This is a genomic window from Algimonas porphyrae, assembly GCF_041429795.1.
GTDB classification, from domain to species: Bacteria; Pseudomonadota; Alphaproteobacteria; order Caulobacterales; family Maricaulaceae; genus Litorimonas; species Litorimonas porphyrae.
On sequence record NZ_CP163424.1, the window covers coordinates 1040444 to 1067278 of the forward strand.

Annotated in this window: 19 protein-coding genes; 10 read left to right on the forward strand and 9 right to left on the reverse strand. The window is 58.6% G+C overall.

Going from position 1 to position 26835, the window contains the following annotated elements:
• Positions 1-108 precede the first annotated feature (108 nt).
• From AB6B39_RS05145 to alaS, 5 genes are all read left to right on the forward strand, one after another.
• Positions 109-3186 carry a TonB-dependent receptor gene (locus AB6B39_RS05145; protein ID WP_284372922.1) on the forward strand — a complete coding sequence of 1026 codons (3078 nt, stop codon included), beginning with the start codon at positions 109-111 and terminating at the stop codon, positions 3184-3186.
• Between the two features lie 72 nt (positions 3187-3258).
• Positions 3259-4761 (forward strand): tryptophan halogenase family protein, encoded by a 1503-nt coding sequence (locus tag AB6B39_RS05150; protein ID WP_284372920.1) that lies wholly within the window; start codon positions 3259-3261, stop codon positions 4759-4761.
• Between the two features lie 20 nt (positions 4762-4781).
• On the forward strand, positions 4782-5792 hold the full coding sequence (locus AB6B39_RS05155; RefSeq protein WP_284372919.1) for a glycoside hydrolase family 16 protein: 1011 nt from the start codon (positions 4782-4784) through the stop codon (positions 5790-5792).
• A gap of 52 nt (positions 5793-5844) precedes the next feature.
• Entirely contained in the window at positions 5845-7392 is a 1548-nt protein-coding gene (locus AB6B39_RS05160; RefSeq protein ID WP_284372917.1) for a sodium:solute symporter family transporter, read from the forward strand.
• A 124-nt stretch (positions 7393-7516) separates the two neighbouring features.
• Complete coding sequence (alaS, locus tag AB6B39_RS05165; RefSeq protein WP_371398700.1) at positions 7517-10114, forward strand: alanine--tRNA ligase; 2598 nt, start codon at positions 7517-7519, stop codon at positions 10112-10114.
• Positions 10115-10130: 16 nt separating this feature from the next.
• On the opposite strand, the gene AB6B39_RS05170 is transcribed toward alaS, so the two are convergent.
• Together AB6B39_RS05170 and AB6B39_RS05175 are read right to left on the reverse strand one after the other, a co-directional pair.
• The gene (locus AB6B39_RS05170; RefSeq protein WP_284372912.1) at positions 10131-11390 is read right to left on the reverse strand and encodes a proline--tRNA ligase; all 1260 of its coding nucleotides are present in this window, start codon (positions 11388-11390) and stop codon (positions 10131-10133) included.
• Positions 11391-11466: 76 nt separating this feature from the next.
• Positions 11467-12663: an FAD-dependent monooxygenase gene (locus tag AB6B39_RS05175; protein WP_284372910.1), complete on the reverse strand. Its 1197-nt coding sequence runs from the start codon at positions 12661-12663 to the stop codon at positions 11467-11469.
• 98 nt (positions 12664-12761) lie between these two features.
• Between AB6B39_RS05175 and AB6B39_RS05180 the strand changes: the two genes are divergently transcribed.
• Positions 12762-14288, forward strand: a complete 1527-nt coding sequence (locus AB6B39_RS05180) for an SLC13 family permease (protein WP_284372908.1) — start codon at positions 12762-12764, stop codon at positions 14286-14288.
• A 3-nt stretch (positions 14289-14291) separates the two neighbouring features.
• Here the strand turns inward: AB6B39_RS05180 and AB6B39_RS05185 are convergent, their stop codons facing one another.
• From AB6B39_RS05185 to AB6B39_RS05215, 7 genes are all read right to left on the reverse strand, one after another.
• Positions 14292-14963 (reverse strand): hypothetical protein, encoded by a 672-nt coding sequence (locus tag AB6B39_RS05185; protein WP_284372906.1) that lies wholly within the window; start codon positions 14961-14963, stop codon positions 14292-14294.
• Positions 14964-15095: 132 nt separating this feature from the next.
• Positions 15096-15833: a peptidase gene (locus tag AB6B39_RS05190; RefSeq protein WP_348520190.1), complete on the reverse strand. Its 738-nt coding sequence runs from the start codon at positions 15831-15833 to the stop codon at positions 15096-15098.
• 37 nt (positions 15834-15870) lie between these two features.
• Positions 15871-16665 carry a transglutaminase family protein gene (locus tag AB6B39_RS05195; protein WP_284372902.1) on the reverse strand — a complete coding sequence of 265 codons (795 nt, stop codon included), beginning with the start codon at positions 16663-16665 and terminating at the stop codon, positions 15871-15873.
• On the reverse strand, positions 16665-17618 hold the full coding sequence (locus AB6B39_RS05200; RefSeq protein ID WP_284372900.1) for an alpha-E domain-containing protein: 954 nt from the start codon (positions 17616-17618) through the stop codon (positions 16665-16667). Before AB6B39_RS05200 ends, AB6B39_RS05195 begins: the two co-directional genes overlap by 1 nt.
• Positions 17611-19038: a circularly permuted type 2 ATP-grasp protein gene (locus AB6B39_RS05205; protein WP_284372898.1), complete on the reverse strand. Its 1428-nt coding sequence runs from the start codon at positions 19036-19038 to the stop codon at positions 17611-17613. Before AB6B39_RS05205 ends, AB6B39_RS05200 begins: the two co-directional genes overlap by 8 nt.
• Before the next feature lie 87 nt (positions 19039-19125).
• A complete protein-coding gene (hutG, locus tag AB6B39_RS05210) occupies positions 19126-20040 on the reverse strand; it encodes a formimidoylglutamase (RefSeq protein ID WP_284372896.1) in 915 nt (304 codons plus the stop codon).
• 21 nt (positions 20041-20061) lie between these two features.
• Positions 20062-20751: a GntR family transcriptional regulator gene (locus tag AB6B39_RS05215; RefSeq protein ID WP_284372893.1), complete on the reverse strand. Its 690-nt coding sequence runs from the start codon at positions 20749-20751 to the stop codon at positions 20062-20064.
• An 86-nt stretch (positions 20752-20837) separates the two neighbouring features.
• Here AB6B39_RS05215 and hutI point away from each other — a divergent pair, with 86 nt between their 5' ends.
• The 4 genes from hutI to AB6B39_RS05235 all read left to right on the forward strand — a co-directional run bounded on the left by hutI (position 20838) and on the right by AB6B39_RS05235 (position 26824).
• A complete protein-coding gene (gene hutI, locus AB6B39_RS05220) occupies positions 20838-22049 on the forward strand; it encodes an imidazolonepropionase (protein WP_284372891.1) in 1212 nt (403 codons plus the stop codon).
• Positions 22046-23551 (forward strand): histidine ammonia-lyase, encoded by a 1506-nt coding sequence (hutH, locus tag AB6B39_RS05225; RefSeq protein ID WP_284372889.1) that lies wholly within the window; start codon positions 22046-22048, stop codon positions 23549-23551. The genes hutI and hutH overlap by 4 nt, the downstream gene beginning before the upstream one ends.
• A gap of 44 nt (positions 23552-23595) precedes the next feature.
• Positions 23596-25278 (forward strand): urocanate hydratase, encoded by a 1683-nt coding sequence (gene hutU / locus AB6B39_RS05230; RefSeq protein WP_284372887.1) that lies wholly within the window; start codon positions 23596-23598, stop codon positions 25276-25278.
• A gap of 106 nt (positions 25279-25384) precedes the next feature.
• Positions 25385-26824: a sugar porter family MFS transporter gene (locus AB6B39_RS05235; protein WP_284372885.1), complete on the forward strand. Its 1440-nt coding sequence runs from the start codon at positions 25385-25387 to the stop codon at positions 26822-26824.
• Positions 26825-26835: the final 11 nt, after the last annotated feature.

Sequence of the window (26835 nt, forward strand, 5' to 3'; positions counted from 1 at the left end):
CTTTGACATTGATGGACAATTCCGCCATGGGCCAATCGGGGTTCCCGTTGCGCAGCCATGTCGTGACGGAAACAAAAACATAAAAAACGACATCTTTGGGGATAAAGAATGACATCGTTACAAGACCGTTGGCTCACCAAGCTTCTGGCCGGAGCTTCCATCGTCGCTCTGACCAGTATTGCGCCTGTTGCTTTCGCGCAGGACACGCCAGCCGACGATGAGGACGCGTTTGAAGACGAGGTGATCGTCACGGGCTTCAAAAGCTCTCTGCAGCGCGCGCAGGACATCAAGTTGAATGCGGACACATTTGTCGATGCGATCACCTCTGAAGATATCGGCGCCTTGCCAGATCGGTCGGTTGCAGAAGCGCTGCAACGCGTGCCTGGCGTCAATATCAGCCGCTTCGCCGCACCCGACGATCCGGATCGTTTCTCCGTCGAAGGGTCGAGCGTTGTTATCCGGGGGCTGCCTTTTGTCAGATCGGAATTGAATGGTCGCGACATCTTTTCAGCCAATGGCGGTCGCTCACTCAGCTTTAACGATGTGTCCCCTGAACTGCTCGGGGCCGTCGAAGTCTTCAAGAATACGACTGCCGATATGGTGGACGGTGGCATTGCAGGCACGGTCAATCTGAAAACACGGAAGCCCTTGGACAACCCCGGGCCTCGGTTTGCGGCCACGATCGAAGGCAATTACGGCGATATGGCGGAAGAATGGTCTCCGGGCGGATCCTTCCTCATTTCCAATACGGTAGAAAGCAATGCTGGGACGGTGGGTCTGCAGCTTGGATTTGCCGCATCCGAACTTGTCTCTCGGACGGATGTTTCGCAGATCACGGACCCCTGCTATCGTGACGCTGCTCTGAACGGGCCGTGTCTCCGGGCGCGTGCCGTCGGATCAGGCGGCGTTGGCGGTGATACGAATTTCAACGAAACCAACTTCCCTCCGGCAGGCTCGGTCCTGGTGCCGAAAGGGGCGGGCATCCGCACGAACACGTTTGAGCGCAACAGGCAGGCCCTGTCTCTGATCGGGCAGTATGAAAGCCCGGGTGGAAATCTGCTGGCGACGCTCGAATATTTGCGGGCTGATGCCGATCAGATGCAGGATGAATTCTCTGTCCTGGCATTGGTCAATGATGATGCGTTGTTTCCCATTCCAACGGCGGCCAATGACCTTCAGTTCGATGCCAACGGCATCTTCCAGTCCGGGACACTGACTCAGGCCGGGCCAGGCATTCCAACGGAAAATCTGCGCTTCAACCGTGTGGACGAAGCGAAGACCGAAGATATTTCTTTCGATCTGAAGTGGAATCCGATGGAACGGTTGGCCCTGAACTTTGAAATTCAGCGGATCAATTCCACGCGTAATGAAGACGGCATAATCGGTGCCCTGCAAAGCTATTCCGACATCTTTATCGATAATTCAGGCGATCAGCCTGATGTTCAGTTCATTCCGTCGACGGGCGCTCAAGGCGGCCTGAATAGCGGCAGTGATGTCTTCTACTGGTTCCTGATCGATAATCAGGTTCGCAACACGGGTAAGCTTACAAGCTACCGGGCGGATGCAGACTATGATTTCAAGGACAAGGTCGGGCCGATCAAAAGTGTACGCTTCGGTGCCCGCTGGGCGGAACGGAATCGCGTGACGCGGAACGCGAACTTCAGCAACTGGGGTAATCTGTCCGCGCCGTGGCTCGGAAGCGCCATCTATGCCGACAATGCGGCCGGACTGGGCGCGGCCCAATCACGCACACCCTTTACGGACTTCCAGCGCGGGAACGTGGCGCAACCTATTCCGGGCGGATCCGCACTCTTCTTCGGTAGCGACGATTTTGTCGGAGATTATCTGAGCGGTCTGACATTCACTCAGGCCGACAGTATCGGCATTGCGTGGGAAAATACGTTTGGCTTCTGGAATCGCGCGGCCTTCGGACCTTTCCCGAACCTGTGGCAGCCACTGACAGGACTGCCGACATCAGATGTGAGCGAAGATACGCTGGCATTTTACGGGCGGGCCGATTTCGAATTTGACAATTTCGACAATGGCTGGGTGATCGACGGTAATTTCGGCCTCCGCTATGTCGAGACATCGATCCAGACAATCGGCGAGATATCGTTCCCGCAACCGGGCACATCGCCCGATCCGACAGTCTTCTGTAATCCGGCGACTTTGCCGCCGGGCGCGACATTGCCGGGCTTCTGTAACCTCCCGGCGTCACGTGTTGCCGAATATAATGCGTTCTTCTCAGGTGACGTCGTCGATGACAGCGATGATGTCGAGTTTGAGAACTGGCTGCCGAGTTTCAATGCCAAACTGGACATTGGTGACGGTATCATCTTCCGTGGTGCCGTTTCGAAAGGGCTTTCGCGGCCTGATCTGGGCGCATTTGCGACGGGCGGTCTGGTCTTCGACAATACGACAACACTTCAGCAGGCCGGGACGCTAGACTCAGCGCCGCTGTTCAAGGTCTTTACGGGGAACAGGCTTCTGGTTCCGATCGAAAGCTGGAACTTCGACCTCTCAGCCGAATGGTATTTCGATGACGTGGGCTCTTTGACGGTCTCGGCCTTCTACAAGGATCTGAGCCAGCTGATTACGCAGGGCGTCACGGAGCGTGAGTTCGCGCTTTCGACCGGGCAGAATGTTCGGGTCGAATTCGAAGGTCCGGCGAATGCCGACAGCGGCAGCCTTCATGGCTTCGAAGTGGCCTATCAGCAGACATTCGACTTTCTTCCCGGAGCGCTGGATGGTCTGGGTGTGCAGGCCACCTACACTTATGTCGATGGCGAGCAGGTGCCTCAGTCCGACAATGGTATTCAGCGGCAGCCTTTCGCCGGCCTGGTCGGATTCCCCGGAATTTCTCAGGATACGATCAATCTGACCGGCTTTTACGAAAACGATCTGTTCTCCGCGCGCCTGGCCTATAACTGGCGATCCGAATTCGCGGTGACGGCCCGCGACGTGATTTTCCCCTTCTCGCCGATTATCGGCGAGTCGACAGGACAGTTGGACGGGTCGTTCTTCTATAATGTGACGGATAATCTGAAACTCGGCGTTCAGGGCGTGAACCTGCTCGACGAAGTGACGGAAACGTCCCAGGTCATCAACTTCCAGGGCGACACGGTCCGTCGATCCGGTATTCGCAATGACAGGCGCTTCTCCGTCATTGCCCGGGTCAATTTCTAAACCCTGCGACATAGATTCCGGCGGCGTCCTTTGCCTCTGTAAAGGCCGCCGCCAATCTGGCACAGATGACGCATGTCTATAAATGATATCGTTATTGTGGGTGGAGGAACCGCCGGCTGGATGACAGCGGCGGCGCTTTCACGTCTGACCCAAGGCAAAAACGTCAATGTCACACTGATCGAATCCGAGCAGATTGGAACGGTGGGCGTCGGCGAAGCGACAATCCCGCCCTTCGTTCATTTCAACCGGCTGCTTGAAATCGACGAAGCGGAATTGCTGGCCAATGTGCAGGGCACATACAAGCTGGGGATCCAATTCGTTAACTGGGGTCAGCAGGGCGATAGCTATTTTCACCCGTTCGGAAATTACGGCTACGAGATTGACGGCGTCTCTTTCCACCATTTCTGGGTCAAGAACCGCCTTAATGGCGATCAGCGACCGCTGCACGCTTATAGTGCCGAAACGATGGCTGCCATGCATCGGCGTTTCGAGCCGGTCGGCAGTAATCCGAGAGAAGATCTGCCGCCGATCAACTATGCCTACCATCTGAATGCGGGCGAATATGCTGCATTCCTACGTCGTTACAGTGAGGCGCGCGGTGTGAAGCGCGTTGAAGGCCTCGTTGAATCCGTCCAGATGGACTCAGAGACGGGCTATGTCACCTCGGTTCAACTGAAAAGCGGGCAGATATTGAAGGGGGACTTCTTTGTCGACTGCTCAGGCTTCCGCGGCCTTCTGATCGAAGGAGCTCTGAAGACAGGGTATGAAGACTGGACGCACTGGTTGCCCTGCGACCGCGCCGTAGCCGTGGGCTGCGAACAGCCGGACCACCCGCTGCCCTATACACGGGCGACAGCGCATGGCGCCGGGTGGCAGTGGCGTGTTCCGTTGCAAAACCGCTTGGGTAACGGACATGTTTATTGTTCCGCGCATATGTCCGATGACGACGCCCATGATATCCTGATGGGTAATCTGGACGGAGAGCCCATCGCGGACCCAAAATTTCTGCGCTTCACGACGGGTCACCGCAAGAAATTCTGGAACAAGAATGTCGTAGCGATCGGTCTGTCGGCCGGATTCATGGAACCTCTGGAATCCACATCAATCCATTTGATCAATACGGGTATCAAGAAGCTGATGTCGATGTTGTCGCTCGACGTCATCAATCCGGCGCAGGAAAAGATTTTCAATCGCCTGACGTTGGCGGAATATCGTCGCATTCGCGATTTCCTGATCCTGCATTATCATGTGACCCGTCGCGATGACACGGACTTCTGGACCTATGTCCGGACAATGGATGTTCCGGATAGTCTGCGCGAAAAAATGGCGCTTTATGATCTTAACGGTCAGGTGTTTCGCGAAGAGGATGAACTGTTTACGGAAACGAGCTGGGTTGCGGTGATGGTTGGCCAAGGGGCTATGCCAAAGGGTTATAGTCCCCTCGTCGACACGTTCGACATGCAGGCGATCAACCGCGAAATGAGCGAGATCGAAAAGTCCATTCAGTACCTCGTCAGCCACATGAAACCGCATGGGCAGTTCCTGCGATCCCATTGTCCGGCCACTGCCGCTTGACCATAATTGGAGATAAACCCGTGAAAATTTCGCCGAGACTTGTGATTTTTTTCGCGGCGTGTCTGCTCGCTGCCTGTGCCAACGCACCACGTCCGGACGCGCCGAGCGTTGCGACCGATGTGTCAACGACCCTGACCGAGCGCGGCTGGGAGATGGTGTGGAACGACGAATTTGACGGCAACACACTGGACCGGTCGAAATGGGCGCCGGAAGTATCATGCTGGGGTGGTGGCAATCAGGAACGTCAGTGCTATCTCGACCGGGACGAGAATGTCATTGTGGAAAACGGCTATTTGCATCTCCGAGCATTTGCCGACGACGTCTCGGGACCGAGTGTCCATATGGAACATCCGGATTATCCGGGTGAAACAGTCAGTCGGAATTATGCGTCTGGAAAAGTCCGGACTCGCGATCTGGCCTACTGGACTTTTGGTCGGATCGAAGGGCGCATGAAACTACCGGGTGGGCAGGGGGCATGGCCGGCTTTCTGGATGATGCCGCAGTTCGATGTGCATGGTGGCTGGCCGCTTTCTGGCGAGATCGATATTATGGAAGCCGTCAATCTCGGCGCAGCATGTTTTGACTGCGACGCTGGGACTGTCGAGAACCGCTCATCCGGCGCGTTGCATTTCGGTAAGAAACCGCCTGAGAACGAGTATGTAACGAAGCGCCGTCCGCTCACGGCACAGCCGGGACAGGACGGACTGCCACGCGATCAATTTCATAGCTATGCCGTCGAGTGGGGCGAGGGACGGATCGACTGGTTCGTCGATGGGGAGCGGTTTTACAGCGTATCATCAGATGACTGGTACACGGACGCCGTCGACAAGAGCGATGATCCGAACGCGCCTTTCAATGAAGATTTCTACGTGATGCTCAACTTCGCTGTTGGCGGGGCCTGGCCCGAACGAGACAATGAGACAGGCTTGGACCCTGAAATCCTGCCCTCGGAATTCGTGATCGACTATGTCCGCGTCTACCAATGCGCGCAGGACCCGGAGACAGGACGCGCCTGCATGATGGATGACTGACCGGAATAAACGGACTGGCATGCGACTGTAGGAAGTCTAGAACTACCTTCTGATGAGTCTGATTGACGGCATTATCCTTCTGGGCCTGATCGCCCTGTTTCTGACAATCGGAATATTCGGTCAGACAAAAACGGATAGCACGGCGGATTATTTTCTCGCTGGACGGAAACTGCGCTGGCACCAGATTGGTTTTTCACTTTTTGCGACCAACTTTTCGGCATCGGCTTTGATCGGAATTACCGGCGCGGCCTATGCGATCGGTATTGCCATCTATAATTATGAATGGGTCGGCATTATCGCCATGATCCTGTTCGCTCTGGTCATGGTGCGCGTGATCCGTGGCAGCCGGGTCTACACAATCGCGCAGTATCTGGGCGAACGTTTCGATGATCGTGTGAAGACGCTCTACACCATCTTCGTGATATTCCTGCTGGTCTTCATCGACATGGCCGGATCGCTTTATGCGGGCGGCTTGCTTCTGAACCAGTTCATCCCCGGCCTGTCCGCCAATGCTGTCATCTTTCTCGTTATGCTGATGGCAGGACTTTATTCTGTGGTTGGTGGAATGACGGCGATTGCCCGCACTGATATGTACCAGTCGCTCGTCTTGCTGCTCGGTGCCGTCATGATCGCCTGGTTCTCCCTCTCCGCAGTGGGGGGATGGGAGGCATTCATCGAAACGGCCCCGCCGGAGAGTCTCAGCCTGATCCGGGGTCTGGATGATCGCGCTGTACCTTGGACAGGGCTGCTGATCGGCGTTCCCATTATTTGCATCTATTTCTGGGTGGTCAATCAGAACATGGTGCAGTGGGTTCTGAGCGCGAATACGCAGGCAGATGCCCGCCGCGGCTTGCTGATGGCCGGCGCGCTCAAGACGCTTTGCCTGTTTCTGATCGTCCTGCCGGGGATTGCCGCCATATCCTTTTTGCCTGGCCTGTCGGAACCAGACCGTGTTTATCCCGCCATGCTGCTGGAATTACTGCCTTCAGGCATTCTGGGACTTGTGCTTGCTGGATTTGTGTCGGGACTCATGTCCAATACGGATTCCACGCTGCATGCAGCCTCGACCATGATCACCATGGACTTCGTCCGGAAGAGGCGGCCAGACGTGGCACCAAAGACGCTCATTCTGGTGGGACGGCTTACAACAATTTTGATCATCGGCATCAGTGCGCTCTGGGCACCGAATATTGGTCGTTTCGGAACCCTGTTCGAATATATTCAGACCTTGCTCTCCTATTCCGTCGCCCCGTTCGTGGTGGTCTATCTGGGTGGCATGTTCTGGTCGAGGGCGACGGCGGCAGGGGCAGTGGCGGCGTTGATCGCCGGATTTGGCTCGGCTCTGGCGATTGCCATCATGGGCGACGGGCTTGATCTGTTTTCGCTTCACTATCTTCACGTCCCCTTGCCGGTGGCCGTGATCAGTGTGATCATCTTCATCGCGGTCAGCCTGAAGACGGACGCCCAGCCGGTGGAGGATCGTCTGTCATGGTCGCGCAGACGCGGTGACACGGACAGCCGCACCGGAATGCGGCTTGATCGCTGGCTCGCTGGGGGGCTTGTCGTCGTCACGATGGGCGTGCTGGTGCTATTCTGGTAGCCGTCGACAGTCTTGGAGACTGGATTTTGGCAGGCTGACAGTATAGCGAGGCGCCTTCTGCAAACTGGCACCCGCGTACCGGCTTGCAGCGGGTAGATTTCCTTGCATTGGGACCAGTTGATCCATGAGTAACATGCCAAAGCTTCGCTCGATCGAGAGCGATGAAGTTGTGGAGATTTTCACACGCTTTTTCGAAGCGAACGACCATCTGAAAATTCCCGGTCACTCGCTGGCACCCGACAATGATCCGTCATTGCTGTTCATCAATTCCGGCATGGCGCCGATGAAGAAGTATTTTCTAGGTCAGGAACAGCCGCCCTTGCCGCGCCTGTGCAATGTGCAGCGCTGTATTCGCACCAACGATATCGAAGAAGTCGGCGATCGCCATCACCTGACCTATTTCGAAATGCTGGGCTCCTGGTCAATCGGCGACTACTGGAAGAAGACTGCCATCGCACTGGCGTGGGAGTTGCTGACCAAGGGATTCGGCTATCCGGAAGATAGTCTCTACGCGACAGTCTATGCGGGTAATGCAGAGCTCGGCATTCCGGGCGACGAAGACTCCGTCCAATATTGGAAAGCGGTCGGCATGCCGGATGACCATATCGTGCGGCTAGGCGATGACAACTTCTGGGGACCTGCGGGCGAGTTCGGACCCTGCGGACCCTGCACCGAGGTCTTTTACGATACAGGCGATGCGTATGGCGAACGTTACGTCCCGGGTGGACATTTCGACGACGTCAATCGCTATATCGAAATCTGGAATGCCGGTGTGTTCATGCAGTTCAACAAGCTGCCAACGGGCATGTCCGAGCTGGACATGAAAAGCGTCGATACGGGTGCGGGTCTGGAGCGGATGCTGATGGCGCTCAACGGCTATGAGACGGTCTATGAAACGGATCTTCTCAAGCCGCTGGTCGACTTCGTGGTCGACCGTGTCGATAGCCTCGATGCCAGTTCCCGCTCGACGCTGATCGTCGCCGATCATATCCGCTCCGTGGTCGGGATTGTCGCTGACGGCATTGTGCCGTCCAATTCCGGCGCAGGCTATATTCCGCGCCGTCTGATCCGCCGCGCTATTGCCGCCATCCATCAGGCGGGCACGACGGATTTCGACTTTGCGGGCATGGTCCAGCTCGCGATGGACAAGGCCGGGAGCTGGAACCCGCAGGTCCAGGACAATCGCGCTAAAGTCGCGGAAATCTTCGCCAAGGAGCAGGCCGATTTTGAAAGCGTGCTGGAAGCGGGCGTGCGCAAGCTCGGCGACGAGTTCGAACGTCTGAACGGCAAGATGGACGGGGCGGAAGCCTTCCGCTTCTTCTCCACCTACGGCCTGCCGGTCGATACGATCCGCGACTATTTCGTATCGCGAGGCGGCGCATTTGACGGCTCCGGTTTTGATACAGCCTTTGCCGAGCATCAGGAAAAGTCGCGTAATGCCAAGGATGACGGGTCGGGCGGTAGGGCCCGGCTCGATCTGAGCGACTATCCGGCAACGGAGTTTGTCGGCTATTCGCGACTCGATGCGAAGGGAACAATCGTTGGCCTGTTCCGGGACGGCGAGCCCGTCGATCAGCTGGCAGACGGAGATGCGGGCCTGATCATTCTGGACCGGACCAGCTTCTATGCCGAAGGTGGCGGTCAGGTCGGGGATCAGGGGACGCTGACATGTGGTGCCGTCACGGCGACAGTCACGGATGTCGTGAGTCCGTCCGCCAATGTCTATGTTCACAAGGCCGATCTGTCCGGCGGGACGCTGTCCGTCGGCGATGCAGTCGACGTTCAGGTCGACGCCCATATGCGTCGCCTGACGCAGGCCAATCATTCGGCGACGCATCTGTTGCATGCTGCCTTGCGCGACGTGCTCGGCGATACGGTGACGCAAGCCGGATCGCTCGTGGACAGCGATCGTCTGCGCTTCGATTTCACATATGGCGAGAAGGTTCCTGACGACAAGCTGATGGAGATTGAACAGCGCGTCAATGCTGCGATCCGCGCCAATTATGGTGGCGCTATTCGGACCATGGGCTTCGACGAGGCAATTTCTGAAGGCGCGCTGGCCTTCTTCGAAGATAAGTATGATGACGAAGTCCGGACCATTGCTTTTGGCGATGCATCGATGGAGCTTTGCGGCGGCACCCATGTTGCCGCGACAGGCGAAATCGGCACCTTCGTGATTACGTCCGAAGGCAGTGTTGCGCGCGGTATTCGTCGCATCCAGGCCCTGACGGGTGAGGCGGCGTTCGATTATCTGCGCGCTTATATGGCCTACGCGCAGCAGGCGGCAGGGCGGTTGAACGTCAAGCCGGAAGCGCTGGAAACACGTGTCGTAGAGCTGTTGAAAAGCAGCAAGAAAACGCAGGCGGAAGCGCCGTCCATTTCGGTCAAGGATCTGGTCGCAAAAGCCGGGTCTCTATCGGACGGTACGCCTGCTGTGATCGCGAAGATCGATGCTGGCTCCAAACAACTCCGTCCGACCAGCGTCGATGTGGCCGCCGCGATCAATGGTGTAGCCATTCTGATCGCGGAGGCGGACGGCAAGGTTCACGTCGCCGTAGCGGTCGCGCAGGACAGGACGGGTGACTGGAAAGCCGGTGATATTCTCAAGCCGCTACTCGATCACGTCGGTGGCCGGGGCGGTGGCAAGCCGAATCTGGCGCAGGGCGGCGGACCGGATATATCCGGCTTGCCGCAACTGATGGATGCCGCCCACGCGCTCTAGGTGCGCGAGGGCGGGATCAACCGGCTCTGAAATAGTCGGCCAGCGCGTCGAGGGCGATCATCTCTGCGTCCTTGTCGGTGCGGCGCTTGACCTCGACGGCATTCGCCTTGACGGCGCGAGACCCGATCACGATTCGCACAGGAATGCCGATCAGATCAGCGTCCTTCATCTTGGATCCGAACGAACCCGGACCGTCATCCAGCAGAACGTCCAGATCCAGCGCTTTCAGCTGCGCCAGTACAGTCTCCGTAAAGGCGGCTAGCTCGTCGCCCTTACCGACCTGCGCGACATGGACGTCGAACGGCGCAATGGACTCGGGCCAGATCAGGCCGTTCTCGTCATGGCAAACTTCGGCAATCGCACCCAGCAGACGGGTCGTGCCGATGCCGTAGCAGCCAATGACTGGATGGATCGAATTGCCGTCACTATCCTGAAATTTGACACCGAAATCTTCGGCAAACTTGGTGCCGAGCTTGAAAATATTGCCGACTTCGATGGTCTTGCGCGTTTCCAGCGTTTCGTTTGCCCAGTCTTCTTGCGCCAGGACCTTGTCTTTCACTTCATCATTGACGGCCATTTGCTTGGCAGCGCTGTAATAGACCGTGTCTTCGCCTGCCGCCGTCTCCGTCTGGAACTCGTGCGACCATTCCGAAAATGTGCCCCCGGATGCGATCGTGGGCACCGTCACGCTGCCAATGCCGCAGCGCTCAAACACGTTGATATAGGCCTGCAAGGCTTTCTCGTAGTAGGCGTCTAGGTCGTCCTGCGTCGCATGGAAGGAATAGAGGTCCTTCATGCGGAACTCGCGGCCTCGCAGCAGGCCCGACTTTGGCCGTAACTCATTCCGGAACTTGGTCTGGATCTGATAGGTGTAGAAGGGCAGGTCGCGATAGGACTGAACGAAGCTCTTTACGACCGGAACGATGACTTCCTCATGTGTGGGGCCGAGCGCATATTCGGGCCCGTCTTCGCCATGCGTCTTGAACAGCACGTCGAATTTGTCCCAGCGACCCGTAGCTTTCCAGTTTTCCTGAGGGTGCAGACCGGGCAGCAGAAGTTCGTGCCCGCCAATCGCCTGCATTTCGTCGTGAATAATGGCTTCGATCTTGTCGAGTACCCGCTTGCCGAGCGGCAGATAGGCATAGACCCCGGCCATGACGCGGCTGACATAGCCTGCACGGACCAGCAGCCGGGCGTTGGCGCTGTTTTCCTCTTGCGGTGCCGCCATGGACGTCTTGGTGAAAAGGTCGCTGTAGCGGATGGCGGGCTTGCCCATTTTCTTATCCCGTAAGTTCGAATTCTGCGGACCGATGCCTGATTGCGCGCCGTCCGGCAAGCGCTGTCGGCGGCTCTTATCCCTGCGTGATCGCCGTTTCGTCGTGGCTGTAGAGCCAGTCCTGCCGGGCGTGAATCGCCTTTGGCAGAATGCGCCCGGCCAACCACATCGGCCCATAAGTCAGCAGCTGTGACGGCCGGCTGGATTTGTGGAAAGTTCTGGCATTGGCACGGGATCCGGCCTGAACCCGGCTTGCCCGCGCGAAGCGCCTGTTCTGATAGCGCGTCAGCGCGGCTGGAACATTATCGGGGGTCGTCGCCAGTTCCGTTGCGACCGCCCACCCATCCTCGACTGCCATGGCGGCCCCTTGCGCCATGAATGGCAGCATCGGATGGGCGGCATCCCCCAAGAGGGCGACGGAGCCGTCAGTCCAGCGGGGAAAAGGGTCGCGATCGAACAGCGCCCAACGATAGAGTGTGTCGCTCTCTTCCAGAATGCGCATGATCATAGGATCCCATCCCGCGAAATCGGCAATGGCGTCGGCCTTGTCGCCTTCTGTGGACCAGCTTTCCCCCTGCCAGTCATCGCGTTCGACAACGGCAACCAGATTGGCCAGTTCTCCGCGCCGCAGGCGATAGGTGACGGCATGGCGGTTCGGTCCCATCCAGAGGCAAGCCGTCGGTGGTGGCGCAAACTCGCCCAAGGCATGGATTGGCGCGATGGCACGCCAGGCGACATTGCCGGTAAAGCACGGTGTGTCCGGGCCGAGCATCTGCGTGCGGACGGCGGAGTGTATACCATCAGCGCCGATCAGGGCGTCACCCAACACGCGCTCCCCATTGTCGCATTGCAAGGTCACGCCGTTCGCGGATTGGATGTGGGACTGTACGGATATACCCAGGCGCAGAGCGTTTGGCGCGCGTTCCAGCAGGGCATCGGCCAGGGCCCTGACATAATCCGCGCGGTGGATATGAAGATAGGGTGCGCCCCAGCGGTCCTGCGCATAATCCTGCAGTGGGATGCGGAACAGGTGGCGTCCGCTGCGGCCCATCCGAGCCTCGATCGCATCCGGCGCGAAGCTGTCGCGCATGATCCGGTCCGTCATACCAAGCGCGCCGAAAATGCGCATCGCATTGGGCGGGATCTGGATGCCAGCCCCGACGTCGCTGATCGCTGGCGCGCGCTCAATGATGTGAGGGTCCAGGCCGTGGTGCAGACAGCATAGAGCCGTTGTCAGCCCGCCAATTCCTCCGCCTGCAATCAAGACTTTCACAAGGGCGCTCTAGTCCGCGAAAGCGATCTTGCCAATTTCGCATTGTCGTCTCGCCACAATGAAAGCATGCGTCTATCAGCCAGGCTGGGGAGATGGTGATGAGCGAGACATCGGCAGAGCATGAGGCTGGGCTGGATAGTCCGGGTGGTCGTGACCGGCGGCAGCTTATCGGGTTGTGGGCGGGTCTGGTTCTGGCGATGGGGCTGCAGTTCATCCCTGTCCCTGTGGAACTGGTCGCAATTACGGGAAGTGCGGGCGAAGCCCGAAGCGCCTGGATTGTACTGTCGCTTCTGCTGTTGATGGCCTGCTGGTGGGTCAGCGAAGCGATCCCCATTCCGGTCACGTCGCTTTTGCCACTCGTGGTGCTGCCCTTCTTTTCGGTCCAGTCGATCCGGCAGACATCGGGCGATTATTTCCATCCGATCGTCGTGCTTCTGCTCGGCGGCTTCATCGTTGCGAAAGCGATCGAGCGCTGGAACCTGCATGAACGGATTGCGCTGGGTGTCGTTGTGCGAATGGGCGCGAGCCCGGGGCGTCTCATTGCAGGGTTCATGCTGGCGGCTGCGATCCTGTCCATGTGGATTTCCAATACGGCGACCTCGATCATGATGATGCCGATCGCGGTGTCCGTCGCGCTGGCCGTGACGGACGGGCGGACGGGTGGGCGAGGCTTCACCTTCGCGCTGCTACTGGGCATCGCTTACGCCTGCTCGATCGGCGGGTTGGGAACCTATATTGGGACGCCGACCAATCTGCTGATCAAGGACGCGCTGGAAGGGGCGACCGGGCGCGAGATCGACTTCGTCAGCTGGATGATGCTGGGTGTGCCCGCAGTGATCCTGCTCTTGCCGATTGCCTGGTTCGTCCTGACGCGCTGGGCATTCAAGGTGAGTATCGATGACACGTCAGCAGGGCAGGCGGTGATTGCTGACCGGCTAGCGGCGTTAGGGCCTGTAACCATTCCCGAGCGTCGCACTATCATGGTCTTCGGTCTGATTGCGTCACTGTGGATTTTCGGACGTCCACTGCGTGGGCTTGAGGTTGGCGGGATTATGCCCTTTGCCGGATTGACGGATCACGTCACGGCGATTTTCGGCGTCGTCCTCTGCTTTCTGGTGCCGTCCGGATCACGCCGTGAGCCGGGGTCGAGCCTGCTGGACTGGAAAACGGCTGAATCCATTCCGTGGGGTGTCGTGCTGCTGTTTGGCGGCGGCATGGCGCTGGCGGGAGCGATCCGAGGTTCCGGACTCGGTGACTGGGTCGGCTCGGAACTGGAAATCTTCGCAGCACTTCCGGCGCTGCTGGTGATCCTGCTCGTGGCAACTCTGGTCATTTTCGTGACCGAAGTGACGTCCAACATTGCGACGGCGGCTGCGCTGACGCCTGTGCTGATCTCGCTTGCCGACCGGACCGACCTCGATCCGGTTCTGCTGGGTGCGCCTGTGGCGCTGGCTGCGAGTTGCGCTTTCATGCTGCCCATGGCGACAGGGCCGAATGCGGTCGTCTTCGCGACCGACAAGGTCAGCCTCCCGACCATGGCCAGGGCGGGTGTCCGTCTCAACCTGCTTGCGATTTTCGCGATTACGGGCGTGTCCTATGTGATCGCGCCGCTTGCGTTTGGCTGAGGTCTAGAAGGGTTTGACGGCGCCCAGAAAGGCGGTGCCAGCAATCATGATCCAGTAAAGATAAGCTACGCCGCGGCCAATGGCGATCGACCGGGCAAGCGAGGCTTCCACCGCAGCATTGGGTCCGTCTGCCAGCGTGCGGAAATGGGTGTGCCATTCGGACATTACCCAGCGGAGCACGACGCCAATGCAAAGCGCCAGCGCATAGACCAGCACCTTGGCGGTGTACCAGTTCTGACCTTCGCCTGTCACGAACGGCCCCATACCCATGAAGGACGTAATGGACACGACGATAAGGGTCGGGATCAACAGGTAGCGCGTCCAGTCCTCGATCTTGTAAAGCCTGTCGGACATCGGCGTCTTGCGTTTGGCAAAGGCGGTCCAGGTCAGCGCGAACCAGGCCGCGAACACGATCCACATGCCGACGAGCCAGCCGCCGCCATAGGCATGCATGCCCCAGAGATAACCCATATGCAGACCGAGCGGCAGCAGCGCGATGATGCCTGTGCGCGCCATGACATCGATTCGATAGGCGGTATCCATGTGCCGCATCCGCTCATCATAGCTGAGTGTCGGATTGCAGACTTTGTAAGAGGTCTGGAAAACCCCCCATTCGCCACCGAGCCAGTAAACCATGGCCAAAATGTGCAGCCAGCGTAAAATGTCGACCGTCATGATATATCCCCCGACGTCTTGACGATGTCCCCCATCGTCGTGACGCCAGTGAAGCGGATCAGATGCGTTCAGGCCTTGAGAATTGTCACCATGGATCAAACCGTGACGACTGCTGGCCGTTTCAACGGGTCGCTATGAACCGACAGGGTAGTAGGGTAGTTGTGCCAGCGCGTCTTTCAGGGCGTCACCCCAGCGATCCGAAATCGCCGTAAAGTCCGGATCATGGCTTTCGATCCGGAACATCTGGCCCTCTGTCAGGCTGTCAGCCTTGTAGATATGGATGTCGAGCGGCATGCCGACGGACAGGTTGGCCTTGAGCGTGGAGTCGAACGAGACGCAGAGCAGGCGGATCGCGTCCGGGACACTCATCGCGGTGTCGAGCGCACGCAGCAGGATCGGGCGACCATATTTGGTCTCGCCCGTCTGGAAGAACGGAGTTTCCGGCCCGGCTTCGACAAAATTACCTTCCGGGTAGATCATGAAGAGACGAGGCTCCATGCCTGTAATCTGACCGCCCATAATAATCGTGGCGTCAAAGGTCGAGCTGGCCGTCGGACCCGACCCGCCATAGGTTGCAACGACCTCTTTTAAGGTGTCGCCAATAAGGCGTGCGGCTTCAAACAGGGTCGGTACCTGCATGATGGTCGGGTCGCGTTCTGCGGGCCGCATAGAGCGTTCGTTGAGAAGGCTGACCACAGCCTGGGTTGTGGCGAGATTGCCAGCCGTCATCAAAGTGATCACGCGCTCGCCGGGCTCCGTCCATGTGAACATTTTCCGCACGACCGAAATATTGTCGATGCCGGCATTAGTGCGCGTGTCGGACATGAAAATAAGTCCGTGATCAAGCTTCAGAGCGACACAATAGGTCATGCGGGAATCTTTTCGTCCGGACGGTTGGCAACAGCTCCTATTGCTGGACCTGAATCGACACCTCAAGCTGTTCTTGCTGTCCGCCGATCATAAAACCGCGGGTCGGGGCGCACCCTGCATAGTCCTGACCTTGCGCAATCTTGACGTAGCGTTCGTCGGGGCTGATCCCGTTCGATATATCGAAGCCGACCCATCCGAGGCCGTCGACATAGGCCTCCGCCCAAGCATGGCTCGCGTCCTGATGATCCCGGTCATCCATCATCAGATAACCGCTGACATAGCGCGCCGGGATACCGAGATGGCGCGCGCAGGCGATAAAGATATGGCTGTGATCCTGACAAACGCCGCGCCCGATCCGGAGCGCATCGGCCGCGCTGGTATTGATGACGGTCGCGCCCGTTTCATAGGGGACCTTTTGTAATATGGTCTGACTCAATGCGTGCAGCCGTTCGAGACCCGTTCCCGAGATCGTTTCCACGAAGGCCGACAGCTCTGCGTCCATGCGCGTTAGCGGCGTCTGCCGTGTATAAAGCCAAAGCGGAGGACCCGCTTTTTCGGCTCCTGCAATGCCATTCGTATCATGCGTCTCGATCTCGCCGTCGACGGTGATCGTAACAGCCTGTGTACCGGGTATCAGCTCGATCAGGTCGACGTGATTGCCATGCTGATCGACGAAAGCGGCATGATGGCTGGCGCCGTCCAGAGTGAGCGTCCATCGCCCGACCGATTGCTGAGCTGTCCCTTCGCGCGGACGCAGACGCACCTGAAGCAAGGCGTAGTGAACGGGTTGGCCATAATCATAGCGGGTCTGATGTCTTACGCTCAGTTGCATCAGGTGTTGAACCGGTAGGTCTGGCTAATGACGTCGGACAGCCCGGCATTGCGGTCTATCAGGTCGAGCAGGAATTCATGCAGGCCCATCCCGACAATCGTGGCGCTGCTCGAGCCGAGAATATGGTCGCGATTTCCACGCGCCGTGGCGAGCGCATCCGACGATTGATCGTAACAGGCGTCGAGTGCCTCCAGCGTGCTGACGATCGTCTCGTAGCAAAAGGCGATCGAGCGCGGCAGTCGCGTGTCGTGGATCAGAAAATCGACAATCGCGCCGGGCGTAATCTCTCCGCCGTGAAGCCAGTGAAAGGCGCGCTCCGCCGAAGCCGAGCGCAGGATCATTTCCCATTGCACGTGATCGAGCGACGACCCTACTGATGCGCTGGACGGCAGGAGCACATAATATTTTGTGTCCAGAATACGTGCCGTCTTGTCCGCGCGTTCGATCAGTCCGCCCAACTCCATGAAATGGAAGATGTCGTTGCGCAGCATGGTGCCATTGATAGTCCCGCGCACAAGGGCGGATTGCTGTCTTATCTGGGCTAGAAGGTCCGGCAGGTTGTCGCGATCCTTCGGCGTTCCGATCAGCTCGTTCAGTGTCAGCCACGCGCCATTGATCGCTTCCCAGACATCGCGCGTGAGCGCGGTTCGCGTCATGCGCGCGTTCTGACGGGCGAGCTTGAGCGAACTGATGACACTGCCTGGATTATCCCGGTCCGCCAGCAGGAACTCGACCACGCTGGCCGTTTTATAGTCATCATGGGCGGTCATATACAGGGTCTTGGCCCCGGCGGTCGTCAGAACGGATTCCCATTCACTGCGCTGCGTACGAGACCGTGTCAGCGACATGCGGAAGCCGGCATCAATCAGACGTGCCGTATTCTCCATCCGTTCCAGATAGCGCATCATCCAGAACAATCCGGAAGCGGTGCGACCGAGCATATGGCTACTCATCGGACAGAACCCATGTGTCTTTCGTGCCGCCGCCCTGACTGCTGTTCACGACCAGCGACCCTTCCGTCATGGCGACACGGGTCAGGCCGCCCGGCACCACATCGACGGCGTCGGGCGAGACCAGAACGAAGGGGCGTAGATCGACATGACGCGGTGCGAGACCCGCTTCGGTCAGAATTGGTACGGTCGAAAGAGCGAGCGTCGGCTGCGCGATATAGTTGGACGGATTGTCGCTCAGCTTCGCACGGAACGCTTCGATCTCCTTTTTGCTTGAAGCCGGTCCGACCAGCATGCCGTACCCGCCGGAGCCATGAACCTCCTTCACGACAAGTGTTTCCAGATTATCCAGCACATAGGCCAGCGAGTCCGCGTCGGAACAGCGCCAGGTTTGCACGTTTTTCAGCAAAGGTGGTCGCCCGGTGTAGAATTCGATAATATCCGGCATATAGGCGTATAGCGCTTTGTCGTCGGCAATCCCTGTACCGGGCGCATTCGCAATGGTGATGCCGCCAGCCCGGTAAATGTCGAAAATTCCCGGCACGCCCAGCATGGATTCCGGATTGAAATTGAGCGGGTCGAGAAATTCGTCATCGACACGGCGATACAGCACGTCGATCGGTTCGAATCCACATGTGGTCCGCATGGCGACGCGACCTTCGATGATGCGAAGGTCTGATCCCTCGACCAGTTCGACGCCCATCTGTTCGGCCAGAAAGGCATGCTCGTAATAGGCGGAATTATGGATTCCCGGGGTCAGAACGGCGACATTAGGTGACCCGTCGCAGGCTGGCGGCGCCGATGCGGCAAGGGAGCGCCGAAGCAGCATCGGGTAATCGCTGACCGTTTCCACGCCGACGCGCGAAAATAATTCCGGAAACATGCGCAGCATCGTCTCGCGGTTTTCCAGCATGTAGGAGACACCGGACGGGGTCCGGGCATTGTCCTCCAGGACGAAAAATTCGTCCGGCCCGGTCCGGACCAGATCCGTCCCGACAATATGGGTGTAGATATCGCCCGGCGGATTCACACCCATCATTTGCGGTAGGAACGCCGCATTGTTTTCGATCAGCGCAGTGGGAATGCGGCCCGCGCGCAGGATTTCCTGGCGGTGGTAAATGTCATGCAGGAAGGCATTCAGCGCTTTGACCCGCTGTTCGATGCCCAGCTTCAAGGTGCGCCATTCGCGGGCGCTCAAGATACGCGGCACCAGATCGAAGGGGATCAGCCGTTCATCGGCATCGGCCTGTCCATAGACATTGAAGGTGATGCCCGTCTTGCGAAAGAATTGTTCCGCTTCGCCGGATTTACGCAGCAAGCGCTCCAGATCGACGGACGACATCATTTCGTGAAAGGTCTGGTAGGGTTCTCGGGTCTGTCCGTCAGATCCCATCATTTCATCGAAGAATGCCTGTTTGTCCATCCGAGTCAGAAACGCATGTCTGGACCGTGATTTCAAGTCGCGATTGGTGATTGGTGTCGCACGGGGTGCGACTGCACATGGATCGACCTAACCAGCCAGAAGCTGCCGGGCGAGAATGGCTGCGGTCTTAGCCGTCATCTGCTGGTGATCATGGTGCGGGTTCAATTCGACAATGTCGCAGACAGGAAGCCTGCGCTCCTGTTTTTGCACGCCTTCCAGACAATAATGGACAAGCGTCTGGATCGTCGAGAACGGAACACCGCGAACGGCTGGGCAGCTCACGCCAGGAGCCTGGTAATGAGGCAGCACATCCAGATCGATCGTCAGATAGATGATGTCGTTTCGCTCGATCAGGGCATCGATCTCATGCCGCGCGTCCGCGAGACTCTCTGTGAGCGTATAATCCATGATCATCCGCACACCCCAGTCTGCCGCGCGCGCAAACAGGGCTTGCGTGTTGGACTCCACGGCAACACCGATACAGAGATAATCGAAATCATCGCCTTCGCGGTCGCGGATCTGATTGAACGGTGTGCCCGATGAGGGGCCGTTCGCTCCGATCTGCCGGATGTCCAAATGTGCATCGAAATTCAGAATGCCGATCTGGGCGTCGGGTTCTGCACCGCGCAAGCCGAGGAAGCTGCCAAAGGCTGTTTCGTGCCCTCCACCCAGGACCAGCACACGGTCGTGGGTCTGCATCGCTGCGACAATGGCCTCGCCCAGCAGGCGTTGCCCCTGTTCCAGCTCCTCGCCCAGAACAGCAATATTGCCGTGATCCGTAAAGGTCGGGAAGTCCGCGGGGATCGGCAAACCCGCGAGCGGCCCACGGATTGCGTTAGGACCGTCCCGCGCGCCGACGCGGCCCTGATTGCGCCGCACGCCTTCATCGGACTCGAATCCGACGATAGCGTGGCGTCCGCCTGCTGTATGGCAGTGATAGACACGCCGCGCCGCAGGACCGTCTTCGCTGTCGTCGCGCCCCGTCCAATGAAACTCGCTCATAAGCCTTGCCTCCAGCCGCCCTTACAGGGCCGTGCGTAGTTCATAACCGGGCTGATAATGAAGTGTCATTGCCGTGATGAACCGATCGTCGATCTGTGTCGTGCGGTAGATGGTAAAGCTCGCCGTTCGCGGTGCCGTGTCGAACAGCACGGCGAGCGCAGTGTCGAGCGCGACAGCTGTGAAGGTCACCTGACCATCGGAAAAGGGAACGGTTTGCACCAGCCATTCATTGGCGCTGATGGTCTCCAAGGGCGCATTCCTTATGTCCGGGACAGCATCCAGATTGACCCAGCGCCGTTCGAACGCGAAGGGTCTGTCGTCAGCGCAATGCAGCGTTTCGATGAAGAGCGCGTCCTGTTGCGCATGTAGCTGCAATGTGTCTCTTATCGTTTCTGGCGGCAACCGCGTCTCCTGAGTGACAATTCTATGCGTATAGGTCTCTCCCAGAGCTTCGACCTGATCGCGGATGACCGGGATTGCGACTCTGGCATGGCGGACCGGACGAAGTGAGACGCGCGTTCCGCCTTTGCGTTTACGTATGACGAGGCCTTCGGTGGCCAAGGCCTGCAAGGCCCGGTTCATGGTTGCGCGAGCACAGCCATATTCTTCGGCCAGATCCGATTCATCCGGAATCCGGCTGCCGAGCGGCCATTCTCCTGACTGAATCCGGTCGATGAGCCGCTTGCGAATATCGGCCTGTGTCGCACGCATATTGTCTCCGGACAGATTACAGCCTTGCCAGCCTTCTTTTATGTATATACATAATAATAAGAAACTCTGCAATCTCTGGCGGTGTCATGACGCAAGTCTTTACAAACTGTCGTATCGCGACGCTGTCGGCGGGTGCGCAAACGCCCTACGGGCTGATCGACAATGCAGCCCTGATAGTCCGTGACGGACGGATTGCCTGGGTCGGATTGCGGGATGATTGCCCGGCAGCTGCATCGCATGTGGAGACGATCGATCTGGGCGGTCGTCTGGTCACACCCGGATTGATTGATTGTCATACCCACCTCGTCTTTGCCGGAAATCGTGCCACGGAATTCGAGATGCGCCTGACCGGCGTCAGTTATGCCGATATTGCGAAAGCTGGCGGGGGTATCGTCTCGTCCGTTCGCTCACTCAGGGCTGCAGACTTCGACACACTTGTTGCACAGAGCCTGCCGCGGCTGGATGCGCTGATCGCGGACGGCGTTGCCGTGGTTGAAATCAAATCAGGCTATGGGCTGACGATAGTCGACGAAATGCGCATGCTTCGCGTGGCGCGGCATCTGGAAACATTGCGTCCGATCACGATCCGTACCAGCTGGTTGGCGGCTCATACCGTCCCGCCCGAATATGCCGGGCATGCTGATGAGTATATCGACACAGTCGTTATTCCAGGTCTGCGTCTGGCTCATGCGGAAGGGTTGGTGGATGCAGTCGATGGCTATTGCGAAACCATAGCCTTCAGTATCGCGCAGATGCGCCGCATTTTCGACGCAGCCCGTGCGCTCGACCTCCCGGTCAAGCTGCATGCGGAGCAGCTGTCCGACAGCAAAGCCGCCCGGCTTGGCGCGGATTATGCCGCCCTGTCGGTCGATCATCTGGAGTTTCTGGATCCGGATGATGTGCCTGCTCTTGCGCAGGCCGGAACGGTCGCGACCCTGCTGCCGGGCGCATTTCACATGCTGAAGGAAACGCAGGAGCCGCCCGTCGCGGCGCTAAGAGCGCACGGCGTGCCGATGGCTCTGGCAACGGACTGCAATCCCGGTACGTCGCCGCTCATGTCTTTGCTCACAGCGATGAATATGGGGTGCATTCTGTTCGGCTTGACGCCGGAGGAAGCGCTGACCGGAACGACGCGCTACGCCGCAAAGGCGCTTGGGCTTCAGGACAGTCATGGAACGATCGAGGTGGGCAAGGTGGCCGACCTGGCCGTGTGGAATTGCGAGCATCCGGCGGAGCTGTCCTACTGGATTGGCGGATCAAGTCTGTCGCAGCGGGTTATCGGAGGGTCTGTCGCATGACCATCATGCTCTCACCGGGTCGGATCGATCTCGGCGCGCTTGAGCGCCTCTACCGCGGGACGGAGCCCGTCAGGCTCGACGCCGCTGCGTATGACCGTGTGGCGGACAGTGCCAGGACGCTGCAAAAGGCCCTTACATCCGGCAATGCCATTTACGGCGTGAATACGGGCTTCGGCAAGCTGGCCTCAGTCCGGATCGATGATGATAAGCTATCCGTTCTGCAACGCAATCTGGTGCGCTCGCATGCGGCCGGCTTCGGTTCCGCCCTGCCAGGACCGATCGTGCGGCTGATTCTGATCCTGAAGCTGATTTCTCTGGGGCGCGGTGCATCCGGTGTCCGTCCGGCGGTCGTGGCTCTGCTCGAAGAAATGGTCGGTGCCGATCTGCTTCCCGTGATTCCAGAAAAGGGATCAGTCGGCGCTTCGGGCGACCTGGCTCCGCTGGCCCATATGGCGCTGACTATGATCGGCGAGGGCGACGCCGTGTTAGAAGGTGAACGCATGACAGCCAGTGCGGCTTTTGCAGCAGCGGGGCTGAAACCGATCGAACTGGCCGCCAAGGAAGGGCTTGCACTGCTGAACGGCACGCAGGCCTCGACGGCGTTGGCACTGGCCGGGCTTTTTGATGCCCGGCGATTGGCTCGCGCATCTCTCGTGACATGCGCGCTGTCGGTCGATGCCGCCATGGGATCGAGCGCGCCGTTCCATCCGGATATTCACAGCTTGCGGGGTCATCGCGGGCAGATCGACGCGGCGCAGCATTTGCGCGCCCTGCTGGACGGATCGGAAATCCGCGACAGCCATGTCGAAGGCGACGAACGCGTGCAGGATCCTTATTGCCTTCGCTGCGCGCCGCAGGTGATCGGCGCATGTCTCAATCAGCTGGACCAGGCCGGGCGTGTTCTCGAAACTGAGGCCAACGCAGCTACCGACAATCCGCTTGTTCTGAGCGATGGATCGATTGTTTCCGGTGGGAATTTCCATGCCGAACCGGTTGCCTTTGCTGCTGACAATATCGCCTTGGCCATATCCGAGGTTGGTGCGATCGCGCAGCGCCGCGTCGCCTTACTCGTCGATCCGGCGCTCAGCTTCGGCTTGCCGGCTTTTCTCGCCCCGGACCCGGGCCTGAAATCGGGTCTGATGATTGCCGAAGTGACGTCCGCAGCATTGATGAGCGAGAACAAGGCGTTGGCCAACCCACGTTCGGTCGATAGCACGCCGACCTCCGCCAATCAGGAAGATCATGTCTCCATGGCCTGTCATGCTGCGCGGCGGCTGATGGACATGAACCTCAATCTGTCCGGCATTCTTGCTGTCGAAGCCATGGCGGCGGCGCAAGGGATCGAGTTACGCGCGCCCTTGCAGACCAGCGCCAGGCTTGCACATCACATCGATCTGATCCGGGAGCATTGCGCCCCGCTGGATGAAGACCGCGTCGTAAGCCACGACATCGAGGCGCTGGCGCAGTGGTTGCGCCGCAACGACGTGATGAGCGCCGCATAGGCGAGCCTTGAACCGCATATTCGACTGACACAGGTGAGATGACGATGACTGAAACACCCAATTCGCGCCGTCTGGCCAATCGGCGAGACATTAAAAGCCCGACCGGGCCTGATCTTATCTGCAAGAGCTGGGCGACCGAAGCCCCTTACCGGATGCTGCACAATAATCTGGATCGGGAGGTGGCAGAGAATCCGGACGAGCTGGTTGTCTATGGCGGCATTGGCCGGGCGGCCCGCACATGGGAAGATTTCGACCGGATTGCGGCCAGCCTGATAACGCTTGAGGAGACAGAGACGCTACTCGTGCAATCCGGCAAGCCGGTCGGCGTGTTCAGAACCCATGCGGATGCGCCGCGCGTACTGATCGCCAATTCCAATATCGTTCCGCACTGGGCGAACTGGGATCACTTCAACGAACTCGATCGCAAGGGTCTGATGATGTACGGTCAGATGACGGCGGGGTCGTGGATTTATATCGGCACGCAGGGAATTGTTCAGGGGACCTACGAAACCTTCGTCGAAGCGGGTCGCAAACATTATGGCGGTGACCTGTCGGGGCGCTGGATTCTGACCGGCGGGCTGGGCGGTATGGGCGGCGCGCAGCCTCTTGCGGCCGTCATGGCGGGAGCCTGCTGCCTCGCGGTGGAATGCAATCCCGACAGTATCGATTTCAGACTGCGTACGGGATATGTCGATGAAAAGGCAGAGACGCTGGACGAAGCGCTCGCTCTGATCGATCATTGGACGAAAGCCGGCGAGGCTAAATCCGTCGGCCTGCTCGGCAATGCGGCCGAGATTTTCCCCGAACTGGTCCGGCGCGGCGTGAAGCCTGATATTGTGACAGACCAGACCTCGGCGCATGATCCGGTCAATGGCTACCTGCCGCTCGGCTGGACGATGGAGCAATGGAAGCAGATGCGGGAAAGCGATCCCAAAGCGGTCGAACGCGCCGCTTGCGAATCCATGAAAGTGCAGGTTCAGGCCATGCTGGATTTCTGGAATGCAGGGGTGCCCACCCTCGATTACGGCAATAATATCCGTCAGGTCGCCAAGGATGAAGGCCTCGAGAATGCCTTCGATTTTCCCGGCTTTGTTCCGGCGTATATTCGCCCGCTCTTCTGCCGTGGAATCGGTCCGTTTCGCTGGGTGGCACTGTCTGGCGATCCAGAGGACATCTACAGGACCGATGCCAAGGTCAAAGAACTGTTGCCGGACAATCACCATCTGCATCGTTGGCTCGACATGGCGCGCGAGCGGATCAGCTTTCAGGGCTTGCCGGCCCGTATCTGCTGGGTCGGGCTTGGCGACCGGCACCGTCTGGGAATGGCATTCAACGAGATGGTCCGAAACGGTGAGCTATCCGCCCCCGTGGTGATCGGTCGCGACCATCTGGACAGTGGCTCCGTCGCCAGTCCGAACCGCGAGACGGAGGCGATGCGCGATGGTTCCGATGCGGTGTCGGACTGGCCTTTGCTCAACGCTTTGCTGAATACGGCATCAGGGGCAACATGGGTCAGCCTGCATCATGGCGGCGGAGTCGGCATGGGTTTCTCGCAACATTCGGGCATCGTAATCGTTGCGGACGGAACGGATGCGGCCAAAGCCCGGCTCAAGCGCGTGCTCTGGAACGATCCGGCGACAGGCGTCATGCGCCACGCCGATGCCGGTTATGAAGAGGCGCTCGATTGCGCGCGCGAACAGGGGCTCGATCTGCCCGCGATTCTTTGACGCAGAAACCGATTGTAGACCGCGCATCCAGACTTAGCGCTGGACGCTTTCAAAGCGGGAGGTCATAGAACCCAGATAAGCGCAAATGCGCGGATTTCAGGGGATAATGATGATGGCCGCCACAGATGCAACGGGGGGAGTCCAGGCACGGACGTCCAACCCGAGCCTTTACTTTTTTACACTCGTCGCTGCACTCGCCGGTTTTTTGTTTGGTTATGACACCGGTGTCATCGGCGGCACACAGCTCTATTTCACGGAATATTTCCAGTTCACACCGGGACAACAGGGCTTTGCCGTCGCTTCGGCCATTTATGCCTGTATCCCGGGGGCTTTGGTCGCAGGCTTCCTCTGCAATGCCATTTCGCGCAAATGGACGATGATCATAGCCGCCGTGATGTTCTCGGTCTCTGCCTGGGGATCGGGCATTGCAGATGGGTATGGCGAGCTGATCATCTACCGCGTGATCGGCGGCTTTGCGATCGGTCTGGCGTCGATGGCGGCGCCGATGTTGATCGCCGAAATCGCACCGGCTGAAGAGCGCGGCAAACTGGTTTCGCTCAATCAACTCGGCATCGTCAGCGGTTTTTTCGTCGTCTTTCTGGCAACCTATTTCATCGGCGGCGGCAATACGGCAGGTCTGTCCGACGCGGAACTGGTCGCGCGGAACGTCTACAATACGGAGCAAGGCTGGCGCGTCATGTTCTGGTCGGAATTGCTACCGTCGCTGGCCTTCTTCCTTGCACTCTTTTTCATTCCCAACAGCCCGCGCTGGTTGGTGATGAAGGGGAGGACGGAAGACGCGATGCTGGTTCTGATGCGGCTCGGCGCGAATGAGGCGACCGCGCAATCGGAAATCGCTGCGATCGAACTTTCTCTGGCCGATGACACGAAAAAAAGTCTCGACCCCAAAGTCCTGGCGGGCTTGGGTGGACTGGTGATGGTCGGCGTGATGCTATCCGTATTCCAGCAGGTCACGGGCATCAATGCGATCCTCTATTACGGTGCGGAAATTTTCTCCAATGCGCTCGGCTATGGTCCGGAAGATGCGCTCAAGCAGCAGCTCTGGCTCGGTGCAGTGAATTTCCTCTTCACCTTCATCGCTATCTTCACGGTCGACAAATGGGGTCGCAAACCGCTGCTACTGACCGGTCTGACAGGCATGTTTATCGGCCTCTCCACATTGGGTCTGACCGTGTTTACCGGGCAACTCGGCGTGCTATCGCTGATCGGTGTACTGGTCTTCATCGCCAGCTTCGCGCTCAGCATGGGGCCTGTCGTCTGGGTGCTGATTTCGGAAATTTTCCCGAACCGCGCTCGCTCGCTCGCCATGGCGATTGCCGTCGGGGCACAGTGGCTGTTCAACGCCTTTGTCTCCAACGCTTTCCCGGTTGTGAATCGCAGTCAGCTGAATGAGCAGAGCTTCAACGGCGCGTTGCCCTATTTCATCTTTGCAGGCTTCTGCATTCTGGCCTGGCTGTTTGTCGTCAAATTCGTGCCGGAGACAAAGGGCAAGAGCCTGGAAGAGCTGGAGGCCGGTCTGGTTTAAGACACCCATCC